This is a genomic window from Streptomyces sp. NBC_01006 (genome assembly GCF_045162725.1).
In the GTDB taxonomy this organism is placed as follows: domain Bacteria; phylum Actinomycetota; class Actinomycetes; order Streptomycetales; family Streptomycetaceae; genus Streptomyces.
Genome location: NZ_CP108700.1, coordinates 7,821,918 through 7,848,632, shown reverse-complemented (window position 1 = coordinate 7,848,632; position 26,715 = coordinate 7,821,918). Strand labels below are relative to the sequence as shown.

The window sequence follows — 26,715 nt, the reverse complement described above, 5'->3', positions numbered from 1 at the left end:
GTCTCGGCTGCCAGCTCCTTCAGGCAGCCGTGGGCGTTCGACCGAGGCCCGGCGGCCCAGCAGGCCGGAGAATCACCTCGGTTGCGCCTTGGACGAGCCTCCGGGCCACTCCCGGGCCGGTTGGAAATACACCCGCCCCGCGGGTTCGCGGACACCTTCGGCCGAGAGGCTGCCGACAGCCCCTGTGGTGGCCGAGCTTGCCGCGGTGGGCCTGGGTGAGTCGGGCGTCGAGGGTAGGTGCTCCTCACCCACCTCCCCCGGTGGTTCGGCCCCGTCACACCCTGCCCCGACAGTTACCACGCACCTCGACTGGTGGCCTGGGACATCAGCGTTGACCGGCGCTGGCTCGCGGTGGAATGCGCGTTGGATGGCACGCCCGAACCAGCACCGAATCTACGAGCCTTCATGCGACAGCAAGGGATCCTGCATGGAGCGAATCCGCTCGCGGTCGCGTGCCAGTTCGTGGGGGCCTGCACCGGGCTCACCGGAACGGGCTGGGTCCAGCGCACAGCCCCGGCCCCGCCGCACTGCCCTACGTTGGCGGCCCGGGCGGACCGTGGCCAGATCCACGCGGCCAGGGACACCTCCAAGCCGCTGCCGCTCCGGAGGACGGCCTGCAAGGCTCACCGATTCGACGGCGCGGGCTTCGATGGCACTCTGTTGGGGGCCCAACCAGCCAGACCATGTCCGCAAACGCCCTACGGGGCTTGATCCATGGAGTGGGCACCCCCTCGACACTCGACGAGGCATGGCCCCAAAAAACCAGCGACAGCGGCGGGTTCGACTCCGCGCTTTGTTGACTGTCCACAACGCTGCACACGGACTTCCGCGACACACCGACAGAAAGACGCGGTCTCGAACGAGAGCCCACCTGAAGCTGCACGCAGCAGCCGAAGAGCTCTGGACCAGGCCCCTCGACATGACGCTCCTCTGCCGGGAGGCGCGCCCGGACTCCCTCCCTCGATATCTAACTACTCGTCAGCGCGCTCCACCCCGAGGCGCCAAGGTCCGGACCATTCACGGACCAGCCACCGACCGACAGACCCACTCATCACTGTTTCGGCTGGTCAGAGGCAGTGCGGCCCCTGTACCACCAGGAGACGAAGAACCTCATGGCAGGAGCGAGCCCAACGCTTATGGATCGACTCCCTCAGCCCGAGTGGCACCCCCATAATCCTGGGGGTTCATCCGCTCCGCTCATCGCCGGTCCTCGCAGCGGAGATTTCAGGGCGCGCGTTCCGTTCGGGCTCGCAACTTCACCAGTCAGTCGATGACGGCATGCGGTGGCACGAAGCAGACCGGGGAGACGAAGCGACATCCTGTTTCCTGCGGTTCCGTTTTGTGCCGCCTCGGCCGTAACGGGTCACTCTCAACGCAGCGTAACCAGCGCCGAACCAGCACGGGAGTCAGCACCGGCCCTCCAAAACGGGCGCAACTCTGCAATTCCGGCAGGGGCCGTCGTCATCGCGTCCGGGGCCGCGGGAGGCAGCTCCATCGGTGGTGTGGGCGTGGGGCACATAGAAGACCACCTCATTGTGATGGCCCGCCACATATGCCGGTGAGCTGGGGACTTCTACGTTGTGGCGACACCGATCGTCCCCGCAGACCCCCTGGAAGCGGTGTTCATGGCCTCCCCCGAGACCGCTCCCCCGACCGCCGGATCCATCAAGAGAATCGTCGCCGCCAGTCTCATCGGGACCACCATCGAGTGGTACGACAACTCATCCGATCAGCGCTAGGACCTGCGATTTTCCATGATTCCGGCCCTCGAAGTCAGCACCAAACCAGCACCGGGTCGATGGCGAGCCGGCGCCGGACTGATGGAGCGGCTTCGCGGCGCCTGAGCCTGGGCCGACCCGCCCACGGGAACCGATTACAGGGCGTTGCGCTTCTCCAACATCACGGCCTTCCTCCGGAACGTGTACAACTAGGTCCGTCCCGACCGCGGATACCAGCTGTCGCCCGCCGGCCAGTGCGACGGTGGTGGCGCCGGGTACGAGCATCGTGCCGATGAGGCGGCGGTCGCCCAGGTCCCAGACCTGTACCGTGCCGTCCCGGTCCAGAGTGGCGGCCAGGGGTGGCCCGGCCGCCGGCAGGGCGCATGCGAGTGCCGAGGTGCGCGCCGCCACTACCGGAAGGGGCTTGCCCAGTGGCCGCAGCGCGGCCGGACACCGGGCTGCCCGGATCCCGTGTCGTACGCGGGCTGATGTCGCGGCCGCCCACCGTCCGCAACGGATCTCACCGAGCCCGGTGGTGCCGCCGGTACGGCCGAAGGATCTGACCCCGTACCGGGAATCAGGCCACGACGAGCTCCTGCTCGCGGTCCGGCGTTTTGACCTTGGGCTTCTTGTTCGGCAGCGAGAGCCGGAAGACCTTGTGCCACGCGGAGAACACCTGCTTGGGCAACGGGCCGGTGACGTACTCCAGCTCGTACTTTTCGAACAGCGCGCGCACCTTCACCGCGACCTCGGCGTAGCGGTTGCTCGGGAGGTCCGGGAACAGGTGGTGCTCGATCTGGTGCGACAGGTTGCCGGTCATGAAGTGCATGGCCTTGCTGCCGCTGATGTTCGCCGAGCCCATCATCTGGCGCAGGTACCACTGGCCGCGCGTCTCGCCCCTGATCGACCGGCGCTCGAAGACCTGAACGCCCTCGGGGAAGTGCCCGCACATGATCACCGAGTGGGTCCAGATGTTGCGGACCAGGTTCGCGGTGAACGTGGCGGCGAGCGTGGTGAGGAACGACGGGCCCGACAGCAGCGGGTGGATCACGTAGTCCTTGAGCACCTGCTTGCGGATCTTGCGGCCCACGGCCTTGGCCCGCGCGCGGAACTCCGGGTTCTTGCGGCGGCGCTTGTGCAGGTTCTTGGCGAGCTCCAGGTCGTACGCTGCGATGCCGTACTCGAAGAAGCAGGCGTTGATGAAGTTCCACAGCGGCTGGCCGAGGTGGAACGGGTGCCACCTCTGGTCCTCGTCGACGCGCATGATGCCGTAGCCGAGGTCGTTGTCCTTGCCGATCACGTTGGTGTACGTGTGGTGCAGCTCGTTGTGCGAGTGCTTCCACTGATCGGACGGCGAGGCGTGATCCCACTCCCAGGTGGTGGAGTGGATCTTCGGGTCTCGCATCCAGTCCCACTGGCCGTGCAGGACGTTGTGGCCGATCTCCATGTTGTCCATGATCTTCGCCACGGACAGACCGGCGGTGCCGAGCAGCCACGCGGGCGGGAAGAACGAGAACAGCAGCACGCCCCTGCTGACCAGCTCGAGCTTGCGCTGCACCGAGATGACCTTACGGATGTAAGCGGCGTCTTTCTCGCCGCGGCCGGCGATCACCTCGTCGCGGATCGCGTCCAGCTCGCGGCCGAGCTCTTCGATCTGCTCCGCGGTCAGATGGGCCGTGGGGTCGATGGCGGTCAAAGTGCTCCTACCGTTCGATGTCGCAGGGGCCCGCCGCGGCGGACACGCAGGTCTGGATGAGGACGCCCGGCTCGGCCTCGGTGATCTCGCCGGTACGCAGGTCGCGGACGGCGCCCGACTTGAGCGGCGTGATGCAGCCGAAGCAGATGCCCATGCGGCACCCGGAGGGCATGAGCACGCCGGCCTCCTCGCCGATGTCCAGCAACGGCGTGGCGCCGTCCGCGTCGACGGTCTTGCCGGTGGCGCTGAACGTGACCTCGCCGCCGTCGCCGGCGACGACGATGCCGGGGCGGAAGCGTTCGGTGTGCAGGCGCTCTTGTACGCCGCGCGCGCTCCAGTGCCCTTCGGCGGCGTCGAGCAGGCCCGCGGGCCCGCAGGCCCAGGTCTCGCGCTCGGCCCAGTCGGGCACGAGTTCGTCGAGACGGGAGATGTCGAGCATGCCGTCCGTGTCGGTGTGCACCTCGGTGAGCCGCAGCTTCTTGTCCACGACCAGGTCGTGCAGTTCGTTGCGGAAGATCACGTCTTGCGGCTGTGGCGCGGAGTGGACCATGACGGCGTCGTCGAACTCGGTGTCGCGCAGCATGCCCATCACGGGCGTGATGCCGCTGCCGGCCGTCAGGTAGAGCACCTTGGCGGGCTTGGCCTGCGGCATCACGAAGTCACCGGTCGGCTGGTCGAGCTGGATCAGCGTGCCCGGTTTCGCCCTGCGGACCAGGTGGTTGCTGACCTTGCCGTCGGGGATCGCCTTCACGGTGATCGTGACGCGGCCGTCCCGGCGGCTCGTCGGCGAGGTGATGGAGTAGGCACGCCACAGGCGCACCCCGTCGACGTCGACCCCGATCCGCACGTACTGACCGGCCGTGTGGCCGCGCCAGCCCCGTCCCGGCCTGATCACGATGGTCGCGGCGTCCCCTGTCTCGGGGTGCACGGCCTCGATGCGCCCACACAGGTCGGCGCCCGCGCGCAGCGGGCTGACCAGGTCGAGGTAGTCCGACGGCAGCAGCGGCGTCGTGACCATCTCCAGTAGTTTCCACGCCCTGCTGCGGAGGGCTGTACTCGTCATGGCTCCAGCTTGCTGCGCCTCAAGGGGTAAAGTCCTGACCGCAGGACGTAAATCTGATCGGCTAGATTGTTCGCAGGGAACAAAACGTGAGCCATGCAATCCGGAGGGCCAGCGAACTGGCCCTGGACGAGACGACGGTCACCGTACTTCGGGCCGCGCTGAAGACGACCGCCGACGAGGTCGTCCAGGCGATCATCGACGAGGTCCCTCCCTACGCCAACGCCCTTTCGGGCCGCATGGGCGCCACCATCCGCCGAGCCGTCCGCACCGCCCTGGGGCACTACCTGGACCTCGCGAGCGGATACGCCACAGGCGGCGTCGCCGGCGACGCCGCCTACGAGCTGGGCCGCGGCGAGGTGCGCGACGGCCGCTCGATGGACGCCCTGCTCAGCGCCTACCGCGTCGGCGCCCGCGTGGCCTGGCGATGCCTGGCAGCGGGTGCCGTACCCGCAGGTCTGCCCGCCGCCGCCGTCGCCAAATTCGCCGAGCTGACCTTCGCCTACATCGACGAGCTCTCCGCCGCGAGCGCCGCGGGCCACGCCGACGAACTGGCCGCCCGGGGCAGGGACCACGAGCGCCACCTGGAACACCTGGCCCGCGATCTCCTCGCCGGCGCGAGCCCGGACGTGCTCCTCGCCTCTGCTCAACGAGCCGGGTGGCAGCCTCCGGTTTCGCTGACCGCGGTCCTGCTGCCCGCCGCCCAGGCCCGGCCCGCCTACCGCGCGCTCGACCCGAGCACCCTCGTCCTCGATGATCTGCCGGACGTCACCGGTGTGCTGCTCGTCCCCGATGCCGATCGATCACATCTCTTGCGGCAGCTGACCGACCGCACCGCCGTGGTCGGCCCGGCCCGGCCATGGACTCGTGCGTCCGCCTCGTACCTACGCTCCGTACGCGCGCGCTCCCTCTCCGCTGATATCCGCGACACCGAGGAGCACCTGCCCGAGCTGGTGCTGAGCGCTGACGCCGACGCGTTCGCAGACCTGCGTGCCCGAGCCCTCGCACCGTTGCGGACCTTGCCTGTCGCGACCGCACGGCGGCTGGAGGAGACGTTGCGGGCGTGGCTGCTGCACCAGGGCAGGCGCGACGAGGTGGCGGCGGCGTTGTTCGTCCATCCCCAGACAGTCCGGTACCGAATGTCGCAGCTGCGGGAGCTGTTTCCGGATCTCGCATCACCACAGCGGGTCCTTGAACTGACGCTGGCCGTCGGTCTTCGCGTCACCTGACGCGTACTTCGACCGTCCACGACCGCGTCCGCGAGCAGTCCAGCAATCATGTCCCGTTCCCGGCGCCATCAGCTGGCTCATGCGGCCAAGTAGCCGCCGGGTCGTGTACGCATTGTGGATGTTGCAATCCTGATGCGTCATCAGTTGATCCGCTGCATCAAGGGCGGTTTGTGGGTCGTGGGCCATCAGGGCGCGGACGGCTTCGGCAGCACAGACACGGACAGCGAGTACCGGGTCGGCAGCCAGCCGGAGGGTGAGGGTTGTGAGCTCCGGCACGTGGCAAGCGTCGTGGAAGAGGAGGGCAGCCACTGCAGGCCGCTGGCCTTCGTGCTCACGCCGGGCCAGGCCGGCGATGCACCTGCATTCGTGCAGGTCATGAGCCGCTTACGAGTGCCCGGGCGGACCGGCCGCCCGAGAATCATCCCGGATGTGGTCCTGGCGGACATGGCCTACTCGTCCCGGGCGATCCGCCGGCATCTGCGGCGCTGCGGAATCCAGGCGGTGATCCCGCAGCCCACTGACCAGGCCGCCAACCGCCAGCGGCTGGGTCGGCTCGGCGGCCGCCCGCCAGCCTTCGACCGCGAGGCCTACAAGCAGCGGAACACCGTCTCGCCGCCATCTTCATCTGGTCAGCCAGGTGATCCGAAGGAAACGGCCTAGCCCCACCAACTGCTCACTGTGCCTCATCCGCACGACGGCGGGCCGGATAAAGAGTCACATACCTCCTCTCAGGACTGTCAGTCCAGGTGGAACACCTCTGTCAGCGGTGCCATCGCCTGGTCAGCCGGCATGCCGTCCAGGTGCTGGAAGTAGCGGGACATCTCGGCCTGCCAGCGGGCGTTGACCTCGGTGGCGGACATCGCCTCGCGGGCGCGATCGAAGTCCTCGGTCTCCAGGTAGCCGACGAGCAGGCCGTCCGGGCGCAGGAACAGGGAGTAGTTGGTCCAGCCGGTGGCCCGGAGGGCATCGAGCATCTCCGGCCACACCTGGGCGTGGCGCTCGCGGTACTCGTCGCCGAGTTCGGCCTTCACCTGGAGCAGGAAGCAGATCCGGTGCTTCGTCATGAGACACCGATCCCCGCCAGCTGCATGTAGTACACGCCGAACTGGTCGGCGGTGAGCGTGGTGCCGGTGACCTTCACGTACCGGGCGGTGGTGGCGGCGAAGACGAAGGAAAGGCCGCCGGCTCCGGGGCGCGGGTACGAGCTCCTCGACACCACGGTGGTCCAGTTCGTGCCGTCGGTCGAGAGCTGGACGGTGAAGGCCGACGGGAAGCCGCGCCCGGTGTTCGGGATGTCGTCGCGGGGGTACAACGTGACCTGGCTGATCCATGACGGGCCGCCGAGGTCCACCCGCGCCCACTGCGTGGTGTTCGGGGAGCCGGCCCCGGCGCTGCTCCAGCCCGAGGAGTTCCACAGGTCGGTGTGATGGGTCCCGTTGGTGAGGTTGGCGGTCAGCCAGCCCTCGTTGGGGTACTCGACCGAGCTGGAGGTGGTCGCCGTGCGGCCCGGTGCCAGATCTCCGCCGACAGCCTCGATCTCCGCGAACTGCATGCGGAAATTACCGAACTGATCTGTGCTCAGGTCGGTCCCCGTCACCTTCACGTAGCGAGCGTTGACCGTCGCGAACGGGAAGGTCTGCGCCGTGGCGCCGGGCCTCGCGTACCCGGTCCGGGTGCTGACCGTGGTCCAGTTCGTGCCGTCGGTGGAGGTCTGGATGGTGAAGTCGACCGGGAAGCCCTGACCGGCGTTGGCTCCGTCGCTTCGCGGGTAGAGGTCCACCCGGCTCACCGGCCGGGTCGAGCCCAGGTCCAGCCGCACCCACTCGGTGTGGTTGGTGGCGATACTGCCGGAACTGCTCCACCCCGCAGCGTTCGGCGCCGACGGCCGCTGCCCGTCGACCGCCGAGCGGATACCCCAGCCGTCGGCCTCGTACGAGCTGGAGGCAGTGACGGCGGCACTCTCGGCCGGGGCGAGAGAGGTCGGCATGATCCGGGCGTTCCAGAAGTTCGCGCTGGCGCCGCCGGTGACCAGACCCACGTCGCCTGCGGTGAACGCCGCGTCGGTGACGGTCAGCACCGGCGCCTGCCCGGTCCCGGAGTACACCGTCAGTGCGTTCCCGCGCGCCACTACGCGCAGGCGGGTGCGCTGCCCCGACACGTAGCCGGGCACGGACGCCGAGCCGATCCTTGTGTCGCTGCGGTAGACGAACACCTGGCCGTTGTCCCGCTGGGCGATCAGGTATCCGGAGTCCAGGTCCGTGCCGTTGGCCGAACGCACCATCAGACCGGCCCAGTTGGTGCTTCCGCCGGACGAGCTCACTCCGGTGATCTGCAGGTCCACGCCGACCGAGACGTCGGTGTAGCCCCGGCCGCGCAGGTAGGAGACGTCCCCCCAGTTCGCCGACGCGTCGGACTGCGTGTACTGGGCGCCGCTGGTCGACCAGGTCCCCCGGGTGTGGGTCCAGAAGTGGTCGCCGCCGCTGAAGTCGTCCGTGAACGGCAGCGCCAGGTCACCGGACGCCGCGGCCAGTTCGTCGAGGAGCTGCTTGTGCCGGCCCTCGACGTTCCACCCGGAGGGGTCGTACGCCGTCGGGTTGGTGATCACCGTCTCGGCCAGGGTGCGTGCCGCCTGTGGCTTGACCGCGGCCAGCTGCTGCAGCAGTTCGAAGTCCTGCAGGCCCGCGGTCTGAGCTTCGCTGCGGAGGCTGTCGTAGATGCTGTAGGCGGCCTTGTTCGGATAGACCAGCCAGTGGTCGCCGGTCTGCGGGGTGTTGAAGGTGTCGGCGGCCGGGTACGGCTCGCTGAAGCCGTCGTGCCAGTAGTTCCAGCCCCAGTGCAGGTAGCCGTCGCCGCCGATCTTCCAGGTCAGCCAGGGGAGGAGCCTGGTCCCGCTCAGGTGGTTGCTGGTGAAGCGGTTCATGTACAAGCCCTGCGGGAGGATGCAGCTGTACAGCCACAGGTCCTTCCCACTGATCCGGTAGCTCTGATAGAGCGCGACGTTCGCGTCGTAGTTCGACGAGAGCGGGGTCTGCGTCGACAGATGAGCCGCGTCCCCGGTGAAGGTGGTCAGCTGCGCCTCGTTGGTACGCGGGTTCGGGAAGTACTGCTCGTAGAGGGTGTAGAGCCAGTTGGCAGCCGTGGCCTGTTGCGTGGTGGTGGGCTCGTCCAGGGCGCTCATGTAGAAGTTGTTCGTCCAGCCCTTGGCATCCAGGTGCGCCTTCAGCGCCGGGAAGAACTGGTTCAACCAGTTGTTGGTGTCCGGGCAGCCATTGGCCGGAGCGGAGTTGGGCCGGCAGAGCGCGTGATTGACCGCGCCGCTCACGCCGTTGGCCGGCACCAGGGTGTCGAGGTACGGACCGGAGGCGGGCGGCTCCAGCAGGGTCGGGGTGTAGAGGTACTGCATGGCCCCGGCGCTGACGAAGAGGTTGACGAACCGGTCGAAGGTGGACCAGCCGAAGGTGAAGTGGCCCGCGGCGTCGACGGTGGTGTCCGGGATCAGCAGAGCCACCGCGTCGGCGTAGATCACGTTGTTCCGGTGCCGCGCCATGTTCGCCGCGATGTTGGCCTCGACGGTCCACCAGTTGGCGTCGTACATCTGCACGCCGTACTCGTTCGGGATCGACGCCTCAGTGCCCGCGTAGTCCCAGCCCGCCGAAGAGAACCAGTTGTTCATCTTGAACGTGGACTGCGAGGTCGGCGGAATCGTGGCGCTGTACACGGTCACCGACACCGGCACCGTGACGGCGCCCAGGCTGCTGTTCACCATGGCGCTGCCGATGTAGACGCCCGGCGCCTGACCGGCCGGCACGTAGACCTGGTAGTAGGCGGCGTACGTGGTGTTCGCCGCCACCGACTGCGGACTGTTGTTCATCAGCGCGTCGTAGTAGGCGATCCCACCGTCGGGCGGGTTCTGGACGTTGCCGACCTTCTGGATGTTCGGGTGGTTGTACTCGTAGCGCGTGGTGATGTTCGCGGCGGGAATGAACGCGCCGCCGGGGCCGGTCAGCGCCCCGGAGGTGACGGACACCCCGGTCTGCGCCGAACCGGACCGCACCAGGATCTGCGCCCCCTCGTAGGCGTTGCGGGCCGCGTACAGCTCGATCCCGGTCGGCGCCCAGCCCGGCGGGGTGGTCGAGGTGAAGGGCCGGTCGGTGGCGTCCAGGATCCACACGGTCGGCCCGTCGGCAGCGCCGGCCTGAGGCGCGGCGAGGACGGCCAGCGGCACTGCGGACAATGCCAGTGCCAGGCACACCAGGAGACGCAGGGATCTGCGGCGACGCGTGCGCATGGAAACCCTCCGAACTCTGAGAAATGGCTTCGAGAGCCGAACAGGCCTTTTTTCTAAACCTGTTCGGGCCGCCCGCAATTGTTTTGCGGCGCGACTTTCGGTCGACGCGGGGGCTCGCTGTTCGGAGTCCTGGTGACGGCGTGCGGGCAGCTCACAGCAGTGACAGCGAGGTCGAGGATGACACGAAGGGCAGCCGCTGGTCGCGCGATCGCATCGGGAATATGCACACCCGGCCACCTGACGGCCAGCACGTTGCCCTTCGGTAAATGGAGTATTTCCAGAATTGCGATCCACAACCATTCGAACTTGAGCAATATTTGACCGATCGTCACAGTCTGGGCGACGGGACGGGAGGTGACACCGCGTCCATGCCGTGCAGCTCAGGTCAGGCGAGCCCCACACGGGCGGCGGCGACGTCCCACGCGCGGATGTCTCCGGCGGGCTCGTAGCGCCGCAGGCGCTGGCTGCGGGCGACCAGGCGACGCATGGCGCCGCGGTCCTCGACCAGGCCGTGGGTGCGGGCCTGGACGAGGATGTTGCCGATGGCGGTGGCCTCGGCGGGGCCGGCGATGACGGGCAGGCCGGTGGCGTCTGCGGTGAGCCGGCACAGCAGGGCGTTGCGGCTGCCGCCGCCGACGAGATGCACGGCGCGGATCGCGCGGCCGGTCAAATGAACTGCCTGGAACAGGGTGTGACGGTGCGCCAAGGCCAAGCTCTCCAGGATGCAGCGGACGACGGCGCCCTGGTCCTCGGGCAGGTGCTGGCCGGTGCGGGCGCAGTGCTCGGCGAGGCGGGCCGGCAGGTCGCCGGGGGCGAGGAACTCGGGGGCGCCGGGGTCGACGAGCGCCGCGAACGGGCGGGCGGCGGCGGCCCGTTCGAGCAGCTCGGGCAGGTGGTGTCCCACGCCACGGGCGCGCCAGGTGCGCTGGCTCTCGCTGAGCAGCCACAGGCCCATGACGTTGCGCAGGTAGCGGACGGTGCCGTCGATACCGAGTTCGTTGGTGAAGTTGGCGGCGCGGGAGGCGTCGGTGATGACGGGCGCGTCGAGTTCGAGGCCTACGAGCGACCAGGTGCCGCAGGAGATGTAGGCGAAGTCCTCGGTGCCGGCGGGGACGGCGGCGACCGCGGAGGCGGTGTCGTGGGAGGCAACCGCGACTACGGGGGTGTCGAGGCGCAGGCCGGTGGCGGCGGCGACATGCGAAAGGACGGTGCCGGAGTGGTCGCCGGGGCGGCGCAGTGCGGGCAGGAGGGCCGGGTCCAGGTTGAGCGCGGCGAGGACGGGGGCGGACCAGGCGCCGGTGCGGGCGTCGTAAAGGCCTGTGGTGGAGGCATTGGTGACCTCTGCGCCGACGGTGCCGGTGAGCCAGTGGGTGATCAGGTCGGGCAGCAGGAGCAGGGTGCGGGCGCGGTCGAGGTGCTTCTCGGCGGCGAGCTGGAAGATCGTGTTGAACGGCAGGTGCTGAAGGCCGGTGATCCGGTACAGCTCACGGGCCGGGAGGCGGCACCAGACGGCCTGGACGGCGGCGGCGCCGCGCGGGTCGCGATAGTGGAACGGGTTGCCGAGGAGCGCGCCGTCGGCGTCGAGGAGCCCGTAGTCGACGGCCCAGCTGTCGATGCCGACGGAGGCGAGGTCCCAGCGCGCGGCGGCCTCGCGGAAGCCGTCCAGGACGCCTTGGTACAGGCCGAGGGCGTTCCAGTGCAACCCGTCCGGGAGTTGGACGGGAGCGTTGTCGAAGCGGTGGGTCTCGGTGAGGTCGAGACGGTCACGGCCGACCCGGCCGACGACCACCCGTCCGCTGGTGGCGCCGAGGTCCGCCGCGGCGAAGGCGGCCGGGGTGTGTGGGGTGCGGGGCGTCACGGCCGCCTCAGCGCAGGAAGGCCGCGGCGACGCCGGCGTCGACGGGGATGTGGAGGCCGGTGGTGTGGGTGAGGTCGCCGCCGGTGAGGGCGAAGACGGCGGCGGCGACGTGCTCGGGCAGCACCTCGCGCTTGAGGAGGTTGCGCTGGGCGTAGAACGCGCCGAGCTGCTCCTCCGCGATGCCGTAGGTGGCGGCGCGCTGGGCGCCCCATCCGCTGGCGAAGATGCCCGAGCCGCGGACCACGCCGTCCGGGTTGACGCCATTGACGCGGATTCCGTGCTCGCCCAACTCGGCGGCGAGTAGCCGAACTTGGTGGGCCTGGTCGGCCTTGGCGGCGGAGTACGCGATGTTGTTGGGGCCGGCGAAGACCGCGTTCTTCGAGGCGATGTAGACGAGGTCGCCGCCCAGGCCCTGCCGGATCATGGTGCGGGCGGCCTCCCGGGAGACGAGGAAGGAGCCGCGGGCCATGATGGCGTGCTGCCGGTCCCAGTCATCGGCGGTGGTCTCCAACAGCGGCTTGGAGATGGAGATGCCCGCGTTGTTGACCACCAGGTCGACACCGCCGAAGGCGAGGACCGCGGTGCGGAACGCCTCGGCGATCTGCTCCTCGGAGGTGACGTCGGCGGTGACGGCCACGGCCCGGTCCGGGCCACCGAGTTCGTCGGCGACGGCCCGGGCGGTGGCGGTGTTGACGTCGGCGACGACGACGCAGGCGCCCTCGGCGGCCAGGCGGTGCGCGATGGCCTTGCCGATGCCGGAGCCGGCGCCGGTGACCAGGGCGACGCGGGTGTCCAGCGGTTTGGGCGCGGGCATCCGCCGCAGCTTCGCCTCTTCCAGTGCCCAGTACTCGATGGCGAACTTCTCGCGCTCCTCGATCGGGGCGTAGCCGGAGACCGCCTCCGCGCCGCGCATCACGTTGATCGCATTGAGGTAGAACTCGCCGGCCACGCGGGCGGTCGGCTTGTCGCTGCCAAAGGAGAACATGCCGACGCCCGGGACCAGGACGATCGCCGGGTCGGCGCCGCGCATGGGGGGCGAGTCCGCGGTGGCGTACCGCTCGTAGTAGGCCCGGTAGCCGGCCCGATAGCCGGTGTGCAGCTCCCGCAGGCGGGCGATCGTCTCGTCGAGGGGCGCGGTGGCGGGCAGGTCGAGGACCAGCGGGGCGACCTTGGTGCGCAGGAAGTGGTCGGGGCAGGAGGTGCCGAGGGCGGCCAGGCGGGGATGCTCGGCGCGGGCGAGAAAGTCCAACACGGGCGCGGCGTCGGTGAAGTGGCCGACCTGCGGGAAATCGGTGGAGGCCAGACCGCGGATGACGGGGGCGAGCGAAGCGGCGCGCCAGCGGCGTTCGGCCTCTGGCAGGGCTTGGTAGCCGTCAAGCTGCGGGCCGAACGGCTCGGCCTTGCCGTGGCGGGCCAGGAAGGCCTCGGCGGTGCGGATGATGTGCAGGGCGTTGGCCTCGCACTCCTCGCTGGTGGCGCCCCAGGCGGTGATGCCGTGACCGCCGAGGACGCAGCCGACTGCCTGCGGGTGGGTCCGATTGATCTCGGCGATGTCCAGGCCGAGTTGGAAGCCGGGACGGCGCCAAGGCAGCCACGGCACGGCGTCGCCGAAGCAGGCGGCGGTGAGCCTTTCGCCGTCGGCGGCGGTGGCGAGCGCGATGCCGGAGTCGGGGTGCAGGTGGTCGACGTGCGCGGCGTCGACCAGACCGTGCAAGGCGGTGTCGATGGACGGAGCCGCGCCGCCATTGCCGTGCAGGCAGTACTCGAACGCGGCGACCATCTCGTCCTCCTGTTCCACGCCCGGGTAAGTGTCGGCGAGGGCGCGCAGCCGGTCCAGTCGCAGCACGGCCAGGCCCGCCTCGGCGAGGGTGCCGAGGTCGCCGCCGGAGCCCTTCACCCACATCAGGTCGACGGGCTGCCCGGTGACGGGGTCGGTGGCTGCGCCCTTGGCAGAGGTGTTGCCGCCGGCGTAGTTGGTGTTGCGCGGATCCGATCCGAGCCGGTGGGAGCGGGCGAGGAGGGCTGCGACGACGGGGTGCTGGGCCATGGCGGGAGCAGCTTCCTTGTCTGGTGGCGGTGGCGCTCTCGTGGGGGTGCGCGAGGAGGGTGCGGGCCGGCCTGTGGGTACGAGGTGGTGCGGGTCGGCTCGTGTGGCGGACGGGTCAAGCCCCCCATCCGGCCTGGGCGCCGCCGACCCGCTCGGCGACGATCTTCTCGGCCCAGCCGCCGGCCCGGTAGGCCGCGACCGGGTTCGGGTCTCGCCCTGCCTCGGCGCGGACCTCGGCCAGCAGCGGACGGACGTCGGTGGCGTAGGCGTCCATCAGCACCTCGTTGGCGCCGAGTACATCGCCCGCGTCCTGAGCGGCCGTCAGGGCCGAGCGGTCGACCAACAGGGCCTTGGCCGTGGCCTCCTGGACGTTCATCACCGAGCGGATGATCGCAGGGATCTTCGCCTCGATGTTGTGACACTGGTCTAGCATGAACGCGACGCCGGCCTCGGGGGCGAAGCCGCCGTTCCCGGTGACCTCGTGCAGGATCCGGAACAGCTGGAACGGATCGGCGGCGCCGACCATCAGGTCGTCGTCCGCGTAGAAGCGGGAGTTAAAGTCGAAGCCGCCGAGCTTCCCCTCGCGCAGCAGGAACGCGACGATGAACTCGATGTTGGTGCCGGGGGCGTGGTGGCCGGTGTCGACGACGACCGCGGCCCTGGGCCCGAGCCGCAGGCAGTGCGCGTACGCGGTGCCCCAGTCCGGGACGTCCGTGGTGTAGAACGCGGGCTCGAACAGCTTGTACTCCAGCAGGATCCGCTGGTCGTCGCCGAGCCGCCCGTACACCTCCGACAGGGCGTCGGAGAGGCGTTGTTGGCGGGCCGAAATGTCGTCCTGGCCGGGGTAGTTGGTGCCGTCGGAGAACCATAGCTTGAGGTCGCGCGAGCCGGTGGCGTCCATGATGTCGACGCATTCCAGCAGGTGGTCGAGAGCCTTGCGGCGCACCCGCGGGTCCGGATGGGTGACGGAGCCGAGCTTGTAGTCCTCGTCCTGGAAGACGTTCGCGTTGATCGCGCCGATCTCCAGCCCGAGCTCGCGGGCGTGGGCGGACAGCGCACCGTAGTCCTCGACCCGGTCCCAGGGAATGTGCAGCGAGACCTTCGGGGCGACGCCGGTGGCGGCGTGCACCTGGGCCGCGTCGGCGAGCTTCTCGAACGGGTCGCGCGGCACGCCGGGCTGGGCGAAGACTTTGAAGCGGGTTCCCGAGTTCCCGTAGCCCCACGAGGGCGTCTCGATGCGCTGGGCCCGAAGGGCGTCCTTCACGGCGGATCGGTCGGCCACCGGAGCACCTCCAACGATCTGAATCGTTTCAGCCAGACGGTAGGTGGGACCGCGGGAAGCGTCAAGACACCGGCGGGGAACTGTTGGTGTGATGTCGTAACCTGATCTCCAGGTCGGCCGTCGGAGCCGGTGAAACCTTTCAATGGTGGGACATGGGCGGCGCGGCGAGCATCAAGGACGTGGCACGGGCGGCCGGTGTGTCGGTCGGCACGGTCTCCAACGTGATCAACCGGCCGGGGACGGTCGGCGAGGAGACCAGGGCCAGGGTCCGGGCCGCGATCGACCAGCTCGGCTACGTACGCAGCGAGTCGGCGCGCCAGCTGCGCTCCGGCAGCAGCCGGATCATCGGTCTGCTGGTCCTCGACCTGGGCAACCCGTTCTTCGTCTCCGTGGCGCGCGGGGCCGAACAGGCGGCGCGCGCGGCGGGCCTGGGCGTGATGGTCTGCAACAGCGCTCAGCGACTCGCCGACGAGGCGGACTACCTCGCCCTCTTCGCGGAGCAGCGGGTGCGCGGGGTGCTTCTGACCCCGGCCGACGCGGAGGGGTCGGGAGCGGCGGCGCTCCGTCGCGGCGGCGTGCCCTTCGTGCTGGTGGACCGGCTCGCCCCGGGGCTGGAGGCCTGCTCGGTGTCGGTGGACGACGTCGGGGGCGGCGCCCTGGCGGCCGGGCACCTGCTGGCGAGCGGCCACCGACGGATCGCGTTCGCGGGCGGCCGCCACCGGCTGCAGCAGGTCGCCGACCGTCGCAGCGGCGCGCTGCAGGCGCTGGCCGGCCGCGACGCCGTCCTGCTGGACCTGGAGGTGGACGGGCTGGACGTGGCGGCGGGCCGCGACGCCGGCGCCCGCCTGCTGGGGATGCTGCCGAGACCGACCGCGGTGTTCTGCGCGAACGATCTGCTGGCCCTCGGGATGCTGCAGGCCGCGTTCGCCGCGGGCCTGCGGGTACCCGAGGACCTCGCGATCGTCGGCTACGACGACATCGAGTTCGCCGCGGCGGCCGCGGTGCCGCTGACCTCGGTGCGCCAGCCCGCGGAGGCGATGGGGCGGACGGCGGCCGAGATGCTCGCCGAGGAGACCGGCCTGGGCGGCGCGGCCCACCGGCACCGACAAGTCGTGTTCGAGCCGGAGCTGGTGGTGCGGCGTTCGACGCTGGTCGTGCCGCTGCCCGGCTGAGCGTGGCGTTGCTGTGCCCGCGCGACTGCCGTCAGTGCGGCACCTCGACGGCGGGGCCGGGGCGACCAGGCCGGTCTCGTAGGCGAGGACGACGGGTTGGGCGCGTTCGCGCGGGCCGAGTTCGGCGAGGATGCGGACGACGTGGGTCTTGACGGTGGCTTAGGAGAGGGCGAGGTGGGGGGCGAGTTCGGCGTTGCTACGCCGCGGGCGAGGAATTCGAGCACCTCGCGTTCGCAGTCGGTGAGGGTACTGAGGGCGCTGTGCCGACAGGTCCAACCGATCCGTTCCGTCCGGGCCAGGATCATGCTCTGAGGCCACCCACTTGCCGACGTAGTTCCCGTACGACGTGGGCACGAGCATGCCGTGGAATCCCGTCGCCTCGGCCTCCTTCGCAGTCCGCACCATGTGGTGCACGGTGGGGAGGTCTCCCTCCGGCGGCCACGTGCCGACCTGGGCGACATCGGGCCCGGTGACCAGGAAGTTGTAGAGCCAACGAGGATCGGTCAGCCATGCCGTTCTTCCAGAGGTACGGGCCGGGAAAGATTCAGGGCGCCGGTGAAAGCGGGGATCCGCGCGGTAGCGCGCCGCCGCCTCGCGGCACAGCGTGGAGGCGTGGCCGGCCGGCAGCGACGGCGCGACGCGTTCAGCGCGGCGGCCGGGCCCACCGTGAGCCACATGACGCCCTACCCACGGTCCACGGCTGTCTGGCGGTCGAGATGCCTGTGCCACGGCGGCGAGGTCCGAGCCTCATCCAGTGTGCGCACGACGGCTGCCACGCGGCACCCACCTGGGGTTTGCTGTGAAAGTGGATCATGTTCGTTCATGATCACGTCTTGTGGGACGTGGAGATCTGACGAACGGCCAGTGGGCCCGGCTTGAGCTGCTGCTGCCGCAGGGCATCAAGCCTGGCCGGCCGCAGGTATGGACGCGCCGTCAGTTGATGGACGGCATACGGTGGCGGACCCGCACGGGCGCCCCGTGGCGGGTGTGCCGGAACGCTACGGGCCGTGGGACCGGGTCCACGATCTGTTCCGGCGGTGGCAGCGGGACGGAACCTGGGCCGGGATCCTCACCGCACTCCAGGCCGAGGCGGACGCCAAGGGCCTGATCACCTGGGAGGTCAACGTCAACTCCACCGCCTGCCGGGCCCACCAGCACGCCGCGGGGGCGGCGAAAATGGGGGATCTCCAGAAGGAGCCGCCCGGCGGCGTCTTCGTCGAGCCGACCGACCACGGCCTCGGACGGTCCCGAGGCAGCCTACGCGGGGGTGCTCCGATGCTCGCCGCCATGGTCGCGAGGGAGACGAAGCCCTCCTCCCCCGGCCCCGACACGGGGGCACATGGGGAGAACTGGTATCTGCAGATCGCGAACAGCGCGGCAGAGAACCCCCACAACAGCGCCCATCCCAGGGCACGATCCACGGGATGGGCAACCGCTGGCCACCCGGCGAGCGACGTCCCGGCCGCAAGTAGCGATGGCGGCTTCAACGCCGCGCATTGGCGAGAGACCACCCAGAACCGGCCGTGACAGCCGGAACCGAACCAGCACGGGGCGGTTGCGAGGGGTGGTGACGTGGGGTTTCAGGTGTCATCGAACCAGCACCAAACCAGCACGGGAACCAGCACCGCCTCCCCAAACAGGCGCAACTCTGCAATTCCGGCAGGTCTTGCCCACCCCCTCCAGGGGGGTCTGAGGGGATCGGTTCGGATCGTGTGGTGGTCGGGCACATCTGGGTGGGGTTGATTGTGATGACGGGCCACATATGCCGGTGAGCTGGGGACTTCTACGTTGTGGCGACACCGATCGTCCCCGCAGACCCCCTGGAAGTGGTGTTCATGGCCTCCCCCGAGACCGCTCCCCCGACCGCCGGATCCATCAAGAGAATCGTCGCCGCCAGTCTCATCGGGACCACCATCGAGTGGTACGACTTCTTCCTCTACGGCACCGCCGCCGCCTTGGTGTTCAACAAGCTGTTCTTTCCGACCGGTGATCCGCTGACCGGGACTCTGATCGCGTTCATCACCTACGCCATCGGGTTCCTGGCCCGGCCGCTCGGCGGGGTGGTGTTCGGGCACTTCGGGGACAAGGTCGGGCGGAAGAAGCTGCTGGTGCTCAGCCTGCTCATGATGGGCGGGGCGACCTTCGCGATGGGGCTGCTGCCCACGTACGCCAGCATCGGCGTCGGGGCTCCCGTGCTGCTCACCGTCCTGCGGCTGGTGCAGGGCTTCGCCCTCGGCGGGGAGTGGGGCGGGGCGGTGCTGATCGTCTCCGAGCACGGCGGGGCCGCGCACCGGGGGTTCTGGGCCTCCTGGCCGCAGTCCGGGGCACCGGGCGGGAATCTGCTGGCCACCGGGGTGCTCGCGCTGCTGGCCGGTGTGCAGTCCGACGCGGCGTTCCTCGCCTGGGGCTGGCGCGTCCCCTTCCTGCTCTCCGGCGTCCTGGTGGTCGTCGGACTGTGGATCCGGCTGTCCGTCTCCGAGTCCCCCGTGTTCCTCGCCGCGCAGGCCGCCCGGCAGGGGCGCAAGGACGAGGCGCCCGTGGTCCAGGTGTTCCGCCGCAGCCTGCGGCAGGTGCTGACCGCGATCGGCACCCGGTTCGGCGAGAACATCTCGTATTATGTCCTGACTTCGTTTCTCCTTGTGTACGTCACCGTGCACTTGGGGCTGCCGAAGAGCACCGCGCTGAACGCCGTCCTCATCGGCTCGGCCGTCCACTTCGTCACCATCCCGGCCTGGGGCGCGCTCTCGGACCGGATCGGGCGGCGCCCGGTGACGCTGATCGGGTCGGCCGGCATGGCCCTGTGGGCGTTCGCGTTCTTCGCGCTGGTCGACTCGAAGTCCTTCACCGTCATCACCGTCGCCGTTACCGCCGGACTGCTCCTGCACGGCGCGATGTACGGGCCCCAAGCGGCCTTCATCTCCGAGATGTTCGACACCGACGTCCGCTACTCCGGCGCCTCGATGGGCTCGCAGCTCGCCTCGATCGTCGCGGGCGCGCTGGCCCCGCTCATCGCCGTCGAACTCCTCAAGGACTACGGCTCCTCCGTACCCGTCTCCCTCTATCTCTGTGCGGCCGCCGTGGTGACCACCCTCACCGTCGCCCTCGCCCGCGAGACCCGCGGCCGGGATCTGGCCCAGGCGGGTACCGGGCCCGCCGCCGCCTCCGGCGGACGGGCGGCTCCCCTCCCGGCCGCCGTCGACCCCGCCTGAACCGGACCTTCCGGCCACGGCAGAATGCCGCCATGACCTCCGCGAGGGAATCCGCCGTGCTCGAACTGCTCGAACTGCTGCGCCGCGGCGCGCCGGTCGAGCAGTTCGCCCGGCCCGCCGCGAACGCCCGTACCGCCGGGGTGGGCCCCGCCGAGCAGGCCCTCATGGAGGAGGCCACCCGGGTGGCGCTGGACATCCGGCGCACGCTCGACCAGCACCGGCGGCGCGAGGCAGAGCTCACGGCCCTGTTCGACACGGCGGGCGACCTCGCCGCCCTGCGCGACCTCGACGCGGTGCTGCGGGCCATCGTCCACCGGGCCCGCATGCTGCTGGGCACCGACGTCGCGTACATGACCCTCAACGACCCGGTGGCCGGCGATACGTTCATGCGCGTCACCGACGGCTCGGTGTCCGCCACCTTCCAGCAGTTGCGGCTCGGCATGGGCGAAGGGCTCGGCGGTCTGGTCGCCCAGACCGCCCGCCCGTACGCCAGCTCCGACTACCGCACCGACGACCGCTTCCGGCATACGGACACCATCGACAACGGGGTCCGCGAGGAGGGCCTGCGCGGCATCCTCGGCGTCCCGCTGCGCGTCGGGACCCGCGTGATCGGAGTGCTGTACGCCGCCGACCGCGCGGTCCGCGACTTCGCGCCCGACGCGGTCGCGCTGCTCTCCTCCCTCGCCGACCACGCCGCCGTGGCCATCGACGGCGCCCGGCTGCTCGAAGAGACCCGTACCGCCCTGGTGGAACTCGGGGTCGCCACCGAGACCGCCCGCGCCCAGAGCGAGGCGATGCGGCTCGCCGCGGATACCCACGACCGCCTCACCCGGCTCGTGCTGCGCGGCGGCGACGTGGCCGACGTCGCCCGGGAGGTCGCCGCCCTGCTGGGCGGCAGCCTGGTCGTGCACGACGCCGACGGCGCCGAGCTCGCCCGGGTCGGCACAAAACCGGCCGGCGCGTCGGCAGGCGCGTGGGCGGGCCCGCCGGCCCACGCGCTGGCGGCGTCGCGCTCCGGCGGCCGGGCCGTCGCCGTGGACGGCATCTGGGTCTGCGCGGTGCTGGCCGGGCCGGAGCTCCTGGGCAGCATCACCCTCGGCGGGCGCGGTGACGACCTGCCCGACACCGAGCGGCGGCTGTTCGAGCGGGCCGGCCTGGTGACCGCGTTGCTGCTCCTGCTGCGGCGGTCCATCGCCCACGCCGAGGACCGGGTCCGCGGCGAACTGCTCGGCGACCTGCTGGCTCCCGCGGCCCCCGGCCTGGTCCGCGACACCGGCAGCCGGACGATCCGGGCCCGCAAGCTCGGGGTCGACCTCACCCGCCCGCACGCCCTCGTGGTGCTGCACTGCGACGCCGCGCTGCGCTCCCGCCTGGCGGCCGAGGCCGCCCGGCACGCGCGCGCCCGCGACGGCCTGGCCGGGTTGCACGAGGGTCGCGTCATCCTCCTCGCCCCGACCGACAGCCCGGGCCCGCTCGCCCGGTCGCTCGCCGCCGAGCTCGGCCAGGTGCTGGGCACCCCGGTCACCGCGGGCTCCGCCGGGCCCGCCGCCGGTCCGGAGGGCCTGCCGGGCGTGTACGCCGAGGCGCTGCGCTGCCTGGAGGCCCTGCACGCCCTCGGCCACACCGGCGACGGGGCCGGCCTGCCTGACCTCGGCTTCCTCGGGGTGCTGCTCGGTGACGGGGCGGACCTGGGCGCGTACGTCGACCGGGTGCTGGGGCCGGTCATCGCGTACGACACGCAGCGCGGGACGGAACTGGTCCGCACCCTGGAGGCGTACTTCGCGCACGGGTCCAGCCTGGCCCGCACCAAGGACGCCCTCCACGTGCACGTCAACACCGTGGTGCAGCGCCTCGACCGGGTCCGGCAGATCCTGGGCGAGGACTGGAACACCCCGGCCGGGGCGCTGGAGATTCAACTCGCCCTGCGGATCCGGCGGGTGGCGGTGGCCCGGCCGCCGCGGCCGGCGGCCGGGCCACCCGCCTCCGATTCGTCCTATCCGACCTCGCGGTGAGCGGCCCACGCCCCGAGGGTGAAGTCCTGCCCCTGGCGCCGGACTTCGACCGCTCCCGCGCCGCCGAAGTGGGCGGGTACGAGCAACTCGCACCGCTCGGCGGCGCGTTCGAGGATGCGGCGGCGGCTGGCGGCGGCCTGCACCGGATCCAGGCAGAAGCAGCTGTTGCAGGCGGGCTCCAGGATCTGCACCGGGCTGTGCAGCAGATCGCCGACGAAGACGGCCCGGTCGGTGCCGGAGGCCAGCCGGACCACGGAGGATCCGGGGGTGTGCCCGGGAGCGGACTCCAGGGTGAGGTGCTCGTCGATGCGGTGGGCGCCGTCCCAGAGCACCACCTGTCCGGTGCGGTGGACGGGCGCGATGCTGTCCTCGTAGATCAGCCGGTCGACCTCCCGGGCGCCGCCGCCGTACCCGTTGCCGGGCCCGAAGTGGTGGTCGTCCGCAGCCGGGATCAGGTACTGGGCGTTGGGGAAGGCGGGCACCCAACCACCATCCTGGCCAACGGTGTTCCAGCCGACGTGGTCACCGTGGACGTGGGTGTTGACGACGATGTCCACGTCCTCCGGCCGGATTCCGGCCGCCCGCTCCAGCTCCCCGAGGAAATCGCCCTCCCGGCGGTGGAAGAGATCCGAACCCGGCCGCTCGCGCCCGTTGCCCACGCCCGTGTCGACCAGGACGGTCTTACCTGCGCTGCGCAGGACCCAGGTCTGGAGTGCGAGGACCGCCCGGTCGCTGTCCACCTCCCAGTGGTCCGGTGACAGCCATTCCTCGTTCTCCTTCCACACCTCGCCGCCGGCCTCCGGTACGAGGCTGCGCGTCGGTCCGAGCGCCCCCTGCCACTCGACGACCCGGGTGACCTCGACGTCGCCCAGCACGATGCTCTTCCTGATCTGCCTGCCCTGTACGCCCTGCATGCCCTGTACGCCCTGCTCGTTCTCACTGTTCATGACGTCGAGTCTACGAAGGGCAGTTGAGCCTCTCAATGCCTGCCCGGCTCATGTGGATACGCAGCCGTCTCACCCCTGGCGCCTACGAGTACTGTGGCTTCATGGATGTGGTGAGCGACGCCATCGCGGCCGTCCGGATCGGGCAGCCCTCCTCCAACCGGGTCAGGGTGAGCGGGAGTTGGTGCGCGCGTTTCGCCCCGTACGACGGCGCCGGCTTCCATGTGGTGCTGGAGGGCAGCTGCTGGCTGTTGCCCGACGGGGGCGGCTCGCCGATATCCCTCGCCGCCGGCGACGCGGTGCTGCTGCCGCACGGTACGGGACACGTGATCGCCGACTCCCCCGCCGACCCGGCGGCCGTGGCGCGGGCGGTGCCGTTCGAGCTCCTGCCCGGGGCGCCTGGAACTGCCGCCCCCGGCGGGGTGGAGATGCTGTGCGGCAAGTACCGGCTCGACCGCAGCCGCGTGCACCCGCTCATGCTGGAGCTGCCGAAGGTGGTCCATCTGCCGAACCGGGTCGGGTCACACCCCGAACTGCGCGCGGCGATCGCCCTGTTGGGCGGTGAGCTGGGCGAGCAGCGGCCGGGGGCCTGCATGGCGGTGCCCAGCCTGCTCGATCTCCTGCTCGTCTACATGATCCGCTCCTGGATGGCCGAGGGCCCGGGCGGAGCCTGGTCGGCGGTGCTGGGTGATCCCGTCGCGGCGGCCGCACTGCGGGCGCTGCACTCGGATCCGGCCGCGCCGTGGACCAACGAGCGGCTCGCGGCCGAGGCGGGCGTCTCCCGGCCCACGCTGGCACGCCGGTTCACCGCGCTGGTCGGCCGCCCGCCGATGGCGTACCTGACGTGGTGGCGGCTGACCTACGCCGCCACCCTGCTCCGGGACACCCCGGACCCGCTGGCCGCGATCGCGCGCCGGGTCGGGTACGGCACGCCGTACGCCTTCTCGCACGCCTTCAGCAGGGAGTTCGGGACGACACCGGGCCGCTACCGGGCCGGGGCGGCGAAGGCCTCGTAAGGCGAAAGGCCGCCCCGGGACCGGCGGCCGGCTCAGCGGCGGACCGGGCACTGCTTCCAGGAGAAGTGGTACACGGAGTTGATGCTGCCGTCCGTGGAGTCGACGGTCATGTAGCTCGTCTTGCTGCTGTCGGAGGTCCCGACCTCCGCGCGCAGCTCGGTGTTGATGTTGAAGTTGCGCTGTTCGCCGCAGGGGGCGAAGACCAGGGCCTCGATGCCGGTGGTGTCGGTCACCTGCCAGTTGTCGTCGAGCGCGCCATGGAACTGGTGGGTCCGGTTGGCGGTCTGGCTCATGCCCTGGAAGTAGTAGCTGGCCTTCTGGGTACCGGTCGCTCCCGGCTCCAGCTTGCCGTAGCCCCGGTAGTCGACGTGGGACACCGCGTACGTGTAGCCCTGCGGGACGTGCACGAGGAGGGAGAGGAGACAGTTCTTGCGGCCTTCGGTGGCGGCGACGCCCCCGCCGGCCGAGGCCAGGTACTCGCTGTAGGTGACGGTGAAGGCCGAGTTGTCGGGGGCCACGGCGACGGTGGCGCTGCCGGGGCGGCAGCCCGAGCCGTTGACCGAGGCGACGTCGACGGCCACCCGGCCCGGGGGCGCGGCGGCAGCGGTGGCGGTGGCCCCGGCCGACGGGGAGAGCGTGACGAGGCATCCGGTGACGGCGGCGGCGGTCAGTGCGGCGCGAGCCTTGCGGGTGGTGCGAGGTGACTTGATCACGTCGCCATGGATAGCCGTCGCGGGCGGCCGTCGAGCGCGAACGGGTACGCCGCTTCACCCGGTCGGACGGGCCGGTTCACCGAAGAAACGATTCAGCGCAGCGGGCCGGGCGGCCGAATGGCCCACACCGCGCAGCTTCACCCGCCCCGGTCGCGTCATTCCGTACGAAAAATGGCATTTTTCATATGATGGTCATCCCGCCGACGGAGGAGAGCTCATGCCCGGCCTGCCCGGTCTGCCCGGTCCGCTCGTACGGCGGTCCGCCGCGCTGTCCGCATGCGTGGCCGTGGCCGCCGCCCTCGCATCCCTCACCGCGTCCGCCCCGCCCGCCTTCGCCGCAGCAGCCCTCGGGCACGAATCCCCGCCCGGGCACCACCGGCCCGACGACGACAGCGCCCGCGCCGCCCGCGTCGAGGCCGACCCCGACGAGGCCGCCGTCATCGGCGAGGAGCACGCCCGGGCGCACGCGCAGCGGCGGACCGCGGTCAAGGGCCCCAAGGAATACCCCCAGAAGAAGCGCACCGAGAGTCTGGCCGCCCTCAAGGCCTCGCAGCGGCTGACCAATGCCCCGTTCGCCGCGGCGCAGTTCGGCCGCTTCACGCAGTACTTCCCCTCCCCCGACTTCGGCGTCCACACCGCGCTGCTGCCCACCGGCAAGGTGCTGCTCTTCTCCTTCGAGCGCGTGGAGACCAACCCCACCAAGGAGACCGGGCCCACCGACCGGATCGGCCCGACCAACGCCGGCCGCGCCTTCCTGTGGGACCCGGCCAAGGGCACGGGCCCACGGGCGTTCAAGAAGGTGGAGCCCCCGACCGTCCTGATGCCCGACGGTACGTACACACCCCGCCCGGCCCCGTTCTTCTGCGCGGGTCACGCCTTCCTGCCCAACGGCATGGTCGGGGTCTTCGGCGGCAACACCGGCGGGAAGGGCGGCAGCGGCGCCAAGCTGTCCTTCGTCTTCGACCCGTGGACCGAAACCTGGTTCCGCAACCGGGACATGTCGGTGGGCCGCTGGTACCCCTCGGTCGTGACGGGGGCGGACGGACGCCAGATCATCATGTCCGGCCAGTCCGAGCGGGGTACGGGCACACCCACCCCGGTCGTGGAGCGCTTCCCCGCGCTGCGCCATCCCGTGCCCTGGCGGACGTACGACATCCCGGTCGGCCTGGCGGCGGATCGGCTGCGGGCGGACGCCCCGTTCCGCAACGACTATCCGCACCTCTTCTCGCTGCGCGACGGCATGATCTACGGGCTCGGCCGCGACGCCGATCAGCAGTGGCTGTTCGATCCGGTCAAGGAGACCCGGACCGATCTGCCGCGACGGCCCGCCGACTTCCGGGGTTACGGATCGGCCGTACCGCTGCCGGCCGGGTTCCGCGGCCCGGACTCCGTGCTGGTGCTCGGCGGCGATCCCCACGACCCGAACACCTACCGGCTGTCCGGCGGCCGGTGGACCACCGAGGAGCCGCGGGCCTTCGGCCGTACGCAGGACGACACGCTGATCCTGCCGGACGGCACGCTGCTCACGGTCAACGGAGCCCTGGACACCCGGGATTACGGGCACGGGCCGTTCAATCCGCAGGCCGACCTCTCGTACCGGCAGATCGAACTGCGCGACGCCCGGGGCCACTGGAAGCTCGGGCCGGCGCAGCGACTGCCCCGCGGATACCACTCCAACGCCCTGGTGCTGCCGGACGGCCGGATCATGGTGACCGGCGACGAGCTCCAGCAGATCGCCAACGACCCCGACATCCGGGACGCGATGGACGGCAGCATCGAGCTCTACGAGCCCGCGTACCTGCACCAGGGCGGCAGCCGACCGGCCCTGGACCGGGTGCCCGGGGGCGAGTTGGGCTACGGAGCCGGGTTCGAGGTGCGCAGCTCCACGGCCGCCAAGGTCACCCGCGCCGTGCTCCTGGCGCCGACCACCGTCACTCACGCCGTGAACACCAGTCAGCGCCATCTGGAGCTCCCGATCACCGGCGTGCACGGCGCCGCGATCGGGCTCCGGACACCGCCGAGCGCGGCGGACGCCCCGCCCGGCTACTACTTGCTGTTCCTCCTCGATGCGAGAGGGGTGCCGAGCACGGCGAAGTGGATCAAGCTCGGCGGCCGCCACTAGACCGTCCCGGACCCTCGCGGTTCAGGGCTCGGGCGGCGGCTCGACCCTCGCCTGCCAGGTTCCATTCCTTCTCCATGCGCTCGGTGAGCGCCCCGTCGATCAGCTCGCGCCCCGCCGGGGTCAGCGCGACCACGCGCCCGCGGCCGTCGGCCTGCTCGGGCTGCCGAACCCGGTCACGGGCGTGCTGTTCGGCACGGCGATCGGCGGGGAAACGCTCAACCTTCGACAGATCTGCGGACTCCTGCTGCCCCTGACGGGCATCCTGCTCGGGCGGAGGGGAGCATTCCTCACCGCTCGTGACGGGAGGAATTCGGCAGGTAGTAATTAGGTGAATCCCTGACTGAATTAC

General features: G+C 70.7%; 17 protein-coding genes and 2 pseudogenes. 10 read left to right on the top strand and 9 right to left on the bottom strand.

Features of this window, described 5'->3' with window-relative positions:
- Positions 1-1,580 precede the first annotated feature (1,580 nt).
- The gene (locus OG509_RS35715) at positions 1,581-1,739 is read left to right on the top strand and encodes a hypothetical protein (RefSeq protein WP_406187859.1); all 159 of its coding nucleotides are present in this window, start codon (positions 1,581-1,583) and stop codon (positions 1,737-1,739) included.
- A 556-nt stretch (positions 1,740-2,295) separates the two neighbouring features.
- On the opposite strand, the gene OG509_RS35710 is transcribed toward OG509_RS35715, so the two are convergent.
- Positions 2,296-3,414 (bottom strand): fatty acid desaturase family protein, encoded by a 1,119-nt coding sequence (locus OG509_RS35710; protein WP_406186708.1) that lies wholly within the window; start codon positions 3,412-3,414, stop codon positions 2,296-2,298.
- Positions 3,415-3,421: 7 nt separating this feature from the next.
- Complete coding sequence (locus tag OG509_RS35705) at positions 3,422-4,432, bottom strand: ferredoxin reductase (protein WP_406187781.1); 1,011 nt, start codon at positions 4,430-4,432, stop codon at positions 3,422-3,424.
- A 131-nt stretch (positions 4,433-4,563) separates the two neighbouring features.
- On the opposite strand from OG509_RS35705, the gene OG509_RS35700 reads away from it, so the two are divergent.
- The gene (locus OG509_RS35700) at positions 4,564-5,703 is read left to right on the top strand and encodes a PucR family transcriptional regulator (RefSeq protein ID WP_406186707.1); all 1,140 of its coding nucleotides are present in this window, start codon (positions 4,564-4,566) and stop codon (positions 5,701-5,703) included.
- Positions 5,704-5,835: 132 nt separating this feature from the next.
- Positions 5,836-6,312 (top strand): annotated as a pseudogene (locus OG509_RS35695) (transposase); the annotation flags it as partial.
- Between the two features lie 128 nt (positions 6,313-6,440).
- On the opposite strand, the gene OG509_RS35690 reads toward OG509_RS35695, so the two are convergent.
- The 5 genes from OG509_RS35690 to rhaI all read right to left on the bottom strand — a co-directional run bounded on the left by OG509_RS35690 (position 6,441) and on the right by rhaI (position 15,178).
- Positions 6,441-6,767, bottom strand: coding sequence for an L-rhamnose mutarotase (locus OG509_RS35690; RefSeq protein ID WP_406186706.1), 327 nt, complete (start codon positions 6,765-6,767; stop codon positions 6,441-6,443).
- Complete coding sequence (locus tag OG509_RS35685) at positions 6,764-9,991, bottom strand: discoidin domain-containing protein (RefSeq protein ID WP_406186705.1); 3,228 nt, start codon at positions 9,989-9,991, stop codon at positions 6,764-6,766. The genes OG509_RS35690 and OG509_RS35685 overlap by 4 nt, the downstream gene beginning before the upstream one ends.
- A 385-nt stretch (positions 9,992-10,376) precedes the next feature.
- On the bottom strand, positions 10,377-11,849 hold the full coding sequence (locus tag OG509_RS35680) for a rhamnulokinase family protein (RefSeq protein WP_406186704.1): 1,473 nt from the start codon (positions 11,847-11,849) through the stop codon (positions 10,377-10,379).
- A gap of 7 nt (positions 11,850-11,856) precedes the next feature.
- Positions 11,857-13,896, bottom strand: a complete 2,040-nt coding sequence (locus tag OG509_RS35675; protein WP_406186703.1) for a bifunctional aldolase/short-chain dehydrogenase — start codon at positions 13,894-13,896, stop codon at positions 11,857-11,859.
- 115 nt (positions 13,897-14,011) lie between these two features.
- The gene (rhaI, locus tag OG509_RS35670; protein WP_406186702.1) at positions 14,012-15,178 is read right to left on the bottom strand and encodes an L-rhamnose isomerase; all 1,167 of its coding nucleotides are present in this window, start codon (positions 15,176-15,178) and stop codon (positions 14,012-14,014) included.
- Between the two features lie 152 nt (positions 15,179-15,330).
- Here rhaI and OG509_RS35665 point away from each other — a divergent pair, with 152 nt between their 5' ends.
- The 5 genes and pseudogenes from OG509_RS35665 (at position 15,331) to OG509_RS35645 (ending at position 21,571) form a co-directional block, all read left to right on the top strand.
- Positions 15,331-16,350: a LacI family DNA-binding transcriptional regulator gene (locus OG509_RS35665; RefSeq protein ID WP_406186701.1), complete on the top strand. Its 1,020-nt coding sequence runs from the start codon at positions 15,331-15,333 to the stop codon at positions 16,348-16,350.
- A gap of 835 nt (positions 16,351-17,185) precedes the next feature.
- Positions 17,186-17,296: pseudogene (locus OG509_RS35660) on the top strand (IS5/IS1182 family transposase); the annotation flags it as partial.
- 8 nt (positions 17,297-17,304) lie between these two features.
- Positions 17,305-17,877, top strand: coding sequence for a hypothetical protein (locus OG509_RS35655; RefSeq protein WP_406187858.1), 573 nt, complete (start codon positions 17,305-17,307; stop codon positions 17,875-17,877).
- Between the two features lie 308 nt (positions 17,878-18,185).
- Positions 18,186-19,559, top strand: a complete 1,374-nt coding sequence (locus tag OG509_RS35650) for an MFS transporter (protein ID WP_406187780.1) — start codon at positions 18,186-18,188, stop codon at positions 19,557-19,559.
- Positions 19,560-19,591: 32 nt separating this feature from the next.
- Complete coding sequence (locus OG509_RS35645) at positions 19,592-21,571, top strand: helix-turn-helix domain-containing protein (protein ID WP_406186700.1); 1,980 nt, start codon at positions 19,592-19,594, stop codon at positions 21,569-21,571.
- On the opposite strand, the gene OG509_RS35640 is transcribed toward OG509_RS35645, so the two are convergent.
- Positions 21,553-22,485: an MBL fold metallo-hydrolase gene (locus OG509_RS35640; RefSeq protein ID WP_406187779.1), complete on the bottom strand. Its 933-nt coding sequence runs from the start codon at positions 22,483-22,485 to the stop codon at positions 21,553-21,555. The two genes, OG509_RS35645 and OG509_RS35640, sit on opposite strands and share 19 nt — an antisense overlap.
- A 134-nt stretch (positions 22,486-22,619) precedes the next feature.
- Between OG509_RS35640 and OG509_RS35635 the strand changes: the two genes are divergently transcribed.
- Entirely contained in the window at positions 22,620-23,531 is a 912-nt protein-coding gene (locus OG509_RS35635; protein ID WP_406186699.1) for an AraC family transcriptional regulator, read from the top strand.
- Positions 23,532-23,563: 32 nt separating this feature from the next.
- Here the strand turns inward: OG509_RS35635 and OG509_RS35630 are convergent, their stop codons facing one another.
- A complete protein-coding gene (locus OG509_RS35630) occupies positions 23,564-24,244 on the bottom strand; it encodes a DUF4360 domain-containing protein (protein ID WP_406186698.1) in 681 nt (226 codons plus the stop codon).
- A 217-nt stretch (positions 24,245-24,461) separates the two neighbouring features.
- Between OG509_RS35630 and OG509_RS35625 the strand changes: the two genes are divergently transcribed.
- Positions 24,462-26,366 (top strand): galactose oxidase-like domain-containing protein, encoded by a 1,905-nt coding sequence (locus OG509_RS35625; protein WP_406186697.1) that lies wholly within the window; start codon positions 24,462-24,464, stop codon positions 26,364-26,366.
- Positions 26,367-26,715: the final 349 nt, after the last annotated feature.

Coding starts and splice junctions, on each gene's coding strand:
- OG509_RS35705 (WP_406187781.1), bottom strand. CDS start 4,432: ATGGTCACGACGCCGCTGCTGCCGTCGGACTACCTCGACCTGGTCAGC.
- OG509_RS35690 (WP_406186706.1), bottom strand. CDS start 6,767: ATGACGAAGCACCGGATCTGCTTCCTGCTCCAGGTGAAGGCCGAACTC.
- OG509_RS35685 (WP_406186705.1), bottom strand. CDS start 9,991: ATGCGCACGCGTCGCCGCAGATCCCTGCGTCTCCTGGTGTGCCTGGCA.
- OG509_RS35675 (WP_406186703.1), bottom strand. CDS start 13,896: ATGGCCCAGCACCCCGTCGTCGCAGCCCTCCTCGCCCGCTCCCACCGG.
- OG509_RS35665 (WP_406186701.1), top strand. CDS start 15,331: ATGGGCGGCGCGGCGAGCATCAAGGACGTGGCACGGGCGGCCGGTGTG.
- OG509_RS35650 (WP_406187780.1), top strand. CDS start 18,186: ATGGCCTCCCCCGAGACCGCTCCCCCGACCGCCGGATCCATCAAGAGA.
- OG509_RS35645 (WP_406186700.1), top strand. CDS start 19,592: ATGACCTCCGCGAGGGAATCCGCCGTGCTCGAACTGCTCGAACTGCTG.
- OG509_RS35640 (WP_406187779.1), bottom strand. CDS start 22,485: ATGCAGGGCGTACAGGGCAGGCAGATCAGGAAGAGCATCGTGCTGGGC.
- OG509_RS35635 (WP_406186699.1), top strand. CDS start 22,620: ATGGATGTGGTGAGCGACGCCATCGCGGCCGTCCGGATCGGGCAGCCC.
- OG509_RS35625 (WP_406186697.1), top strand. CDS start 24,462: ATGCCCGGCCTGCCCGGTCTGCCCGGTCCGCTCGTACGGCGGTCCGCC.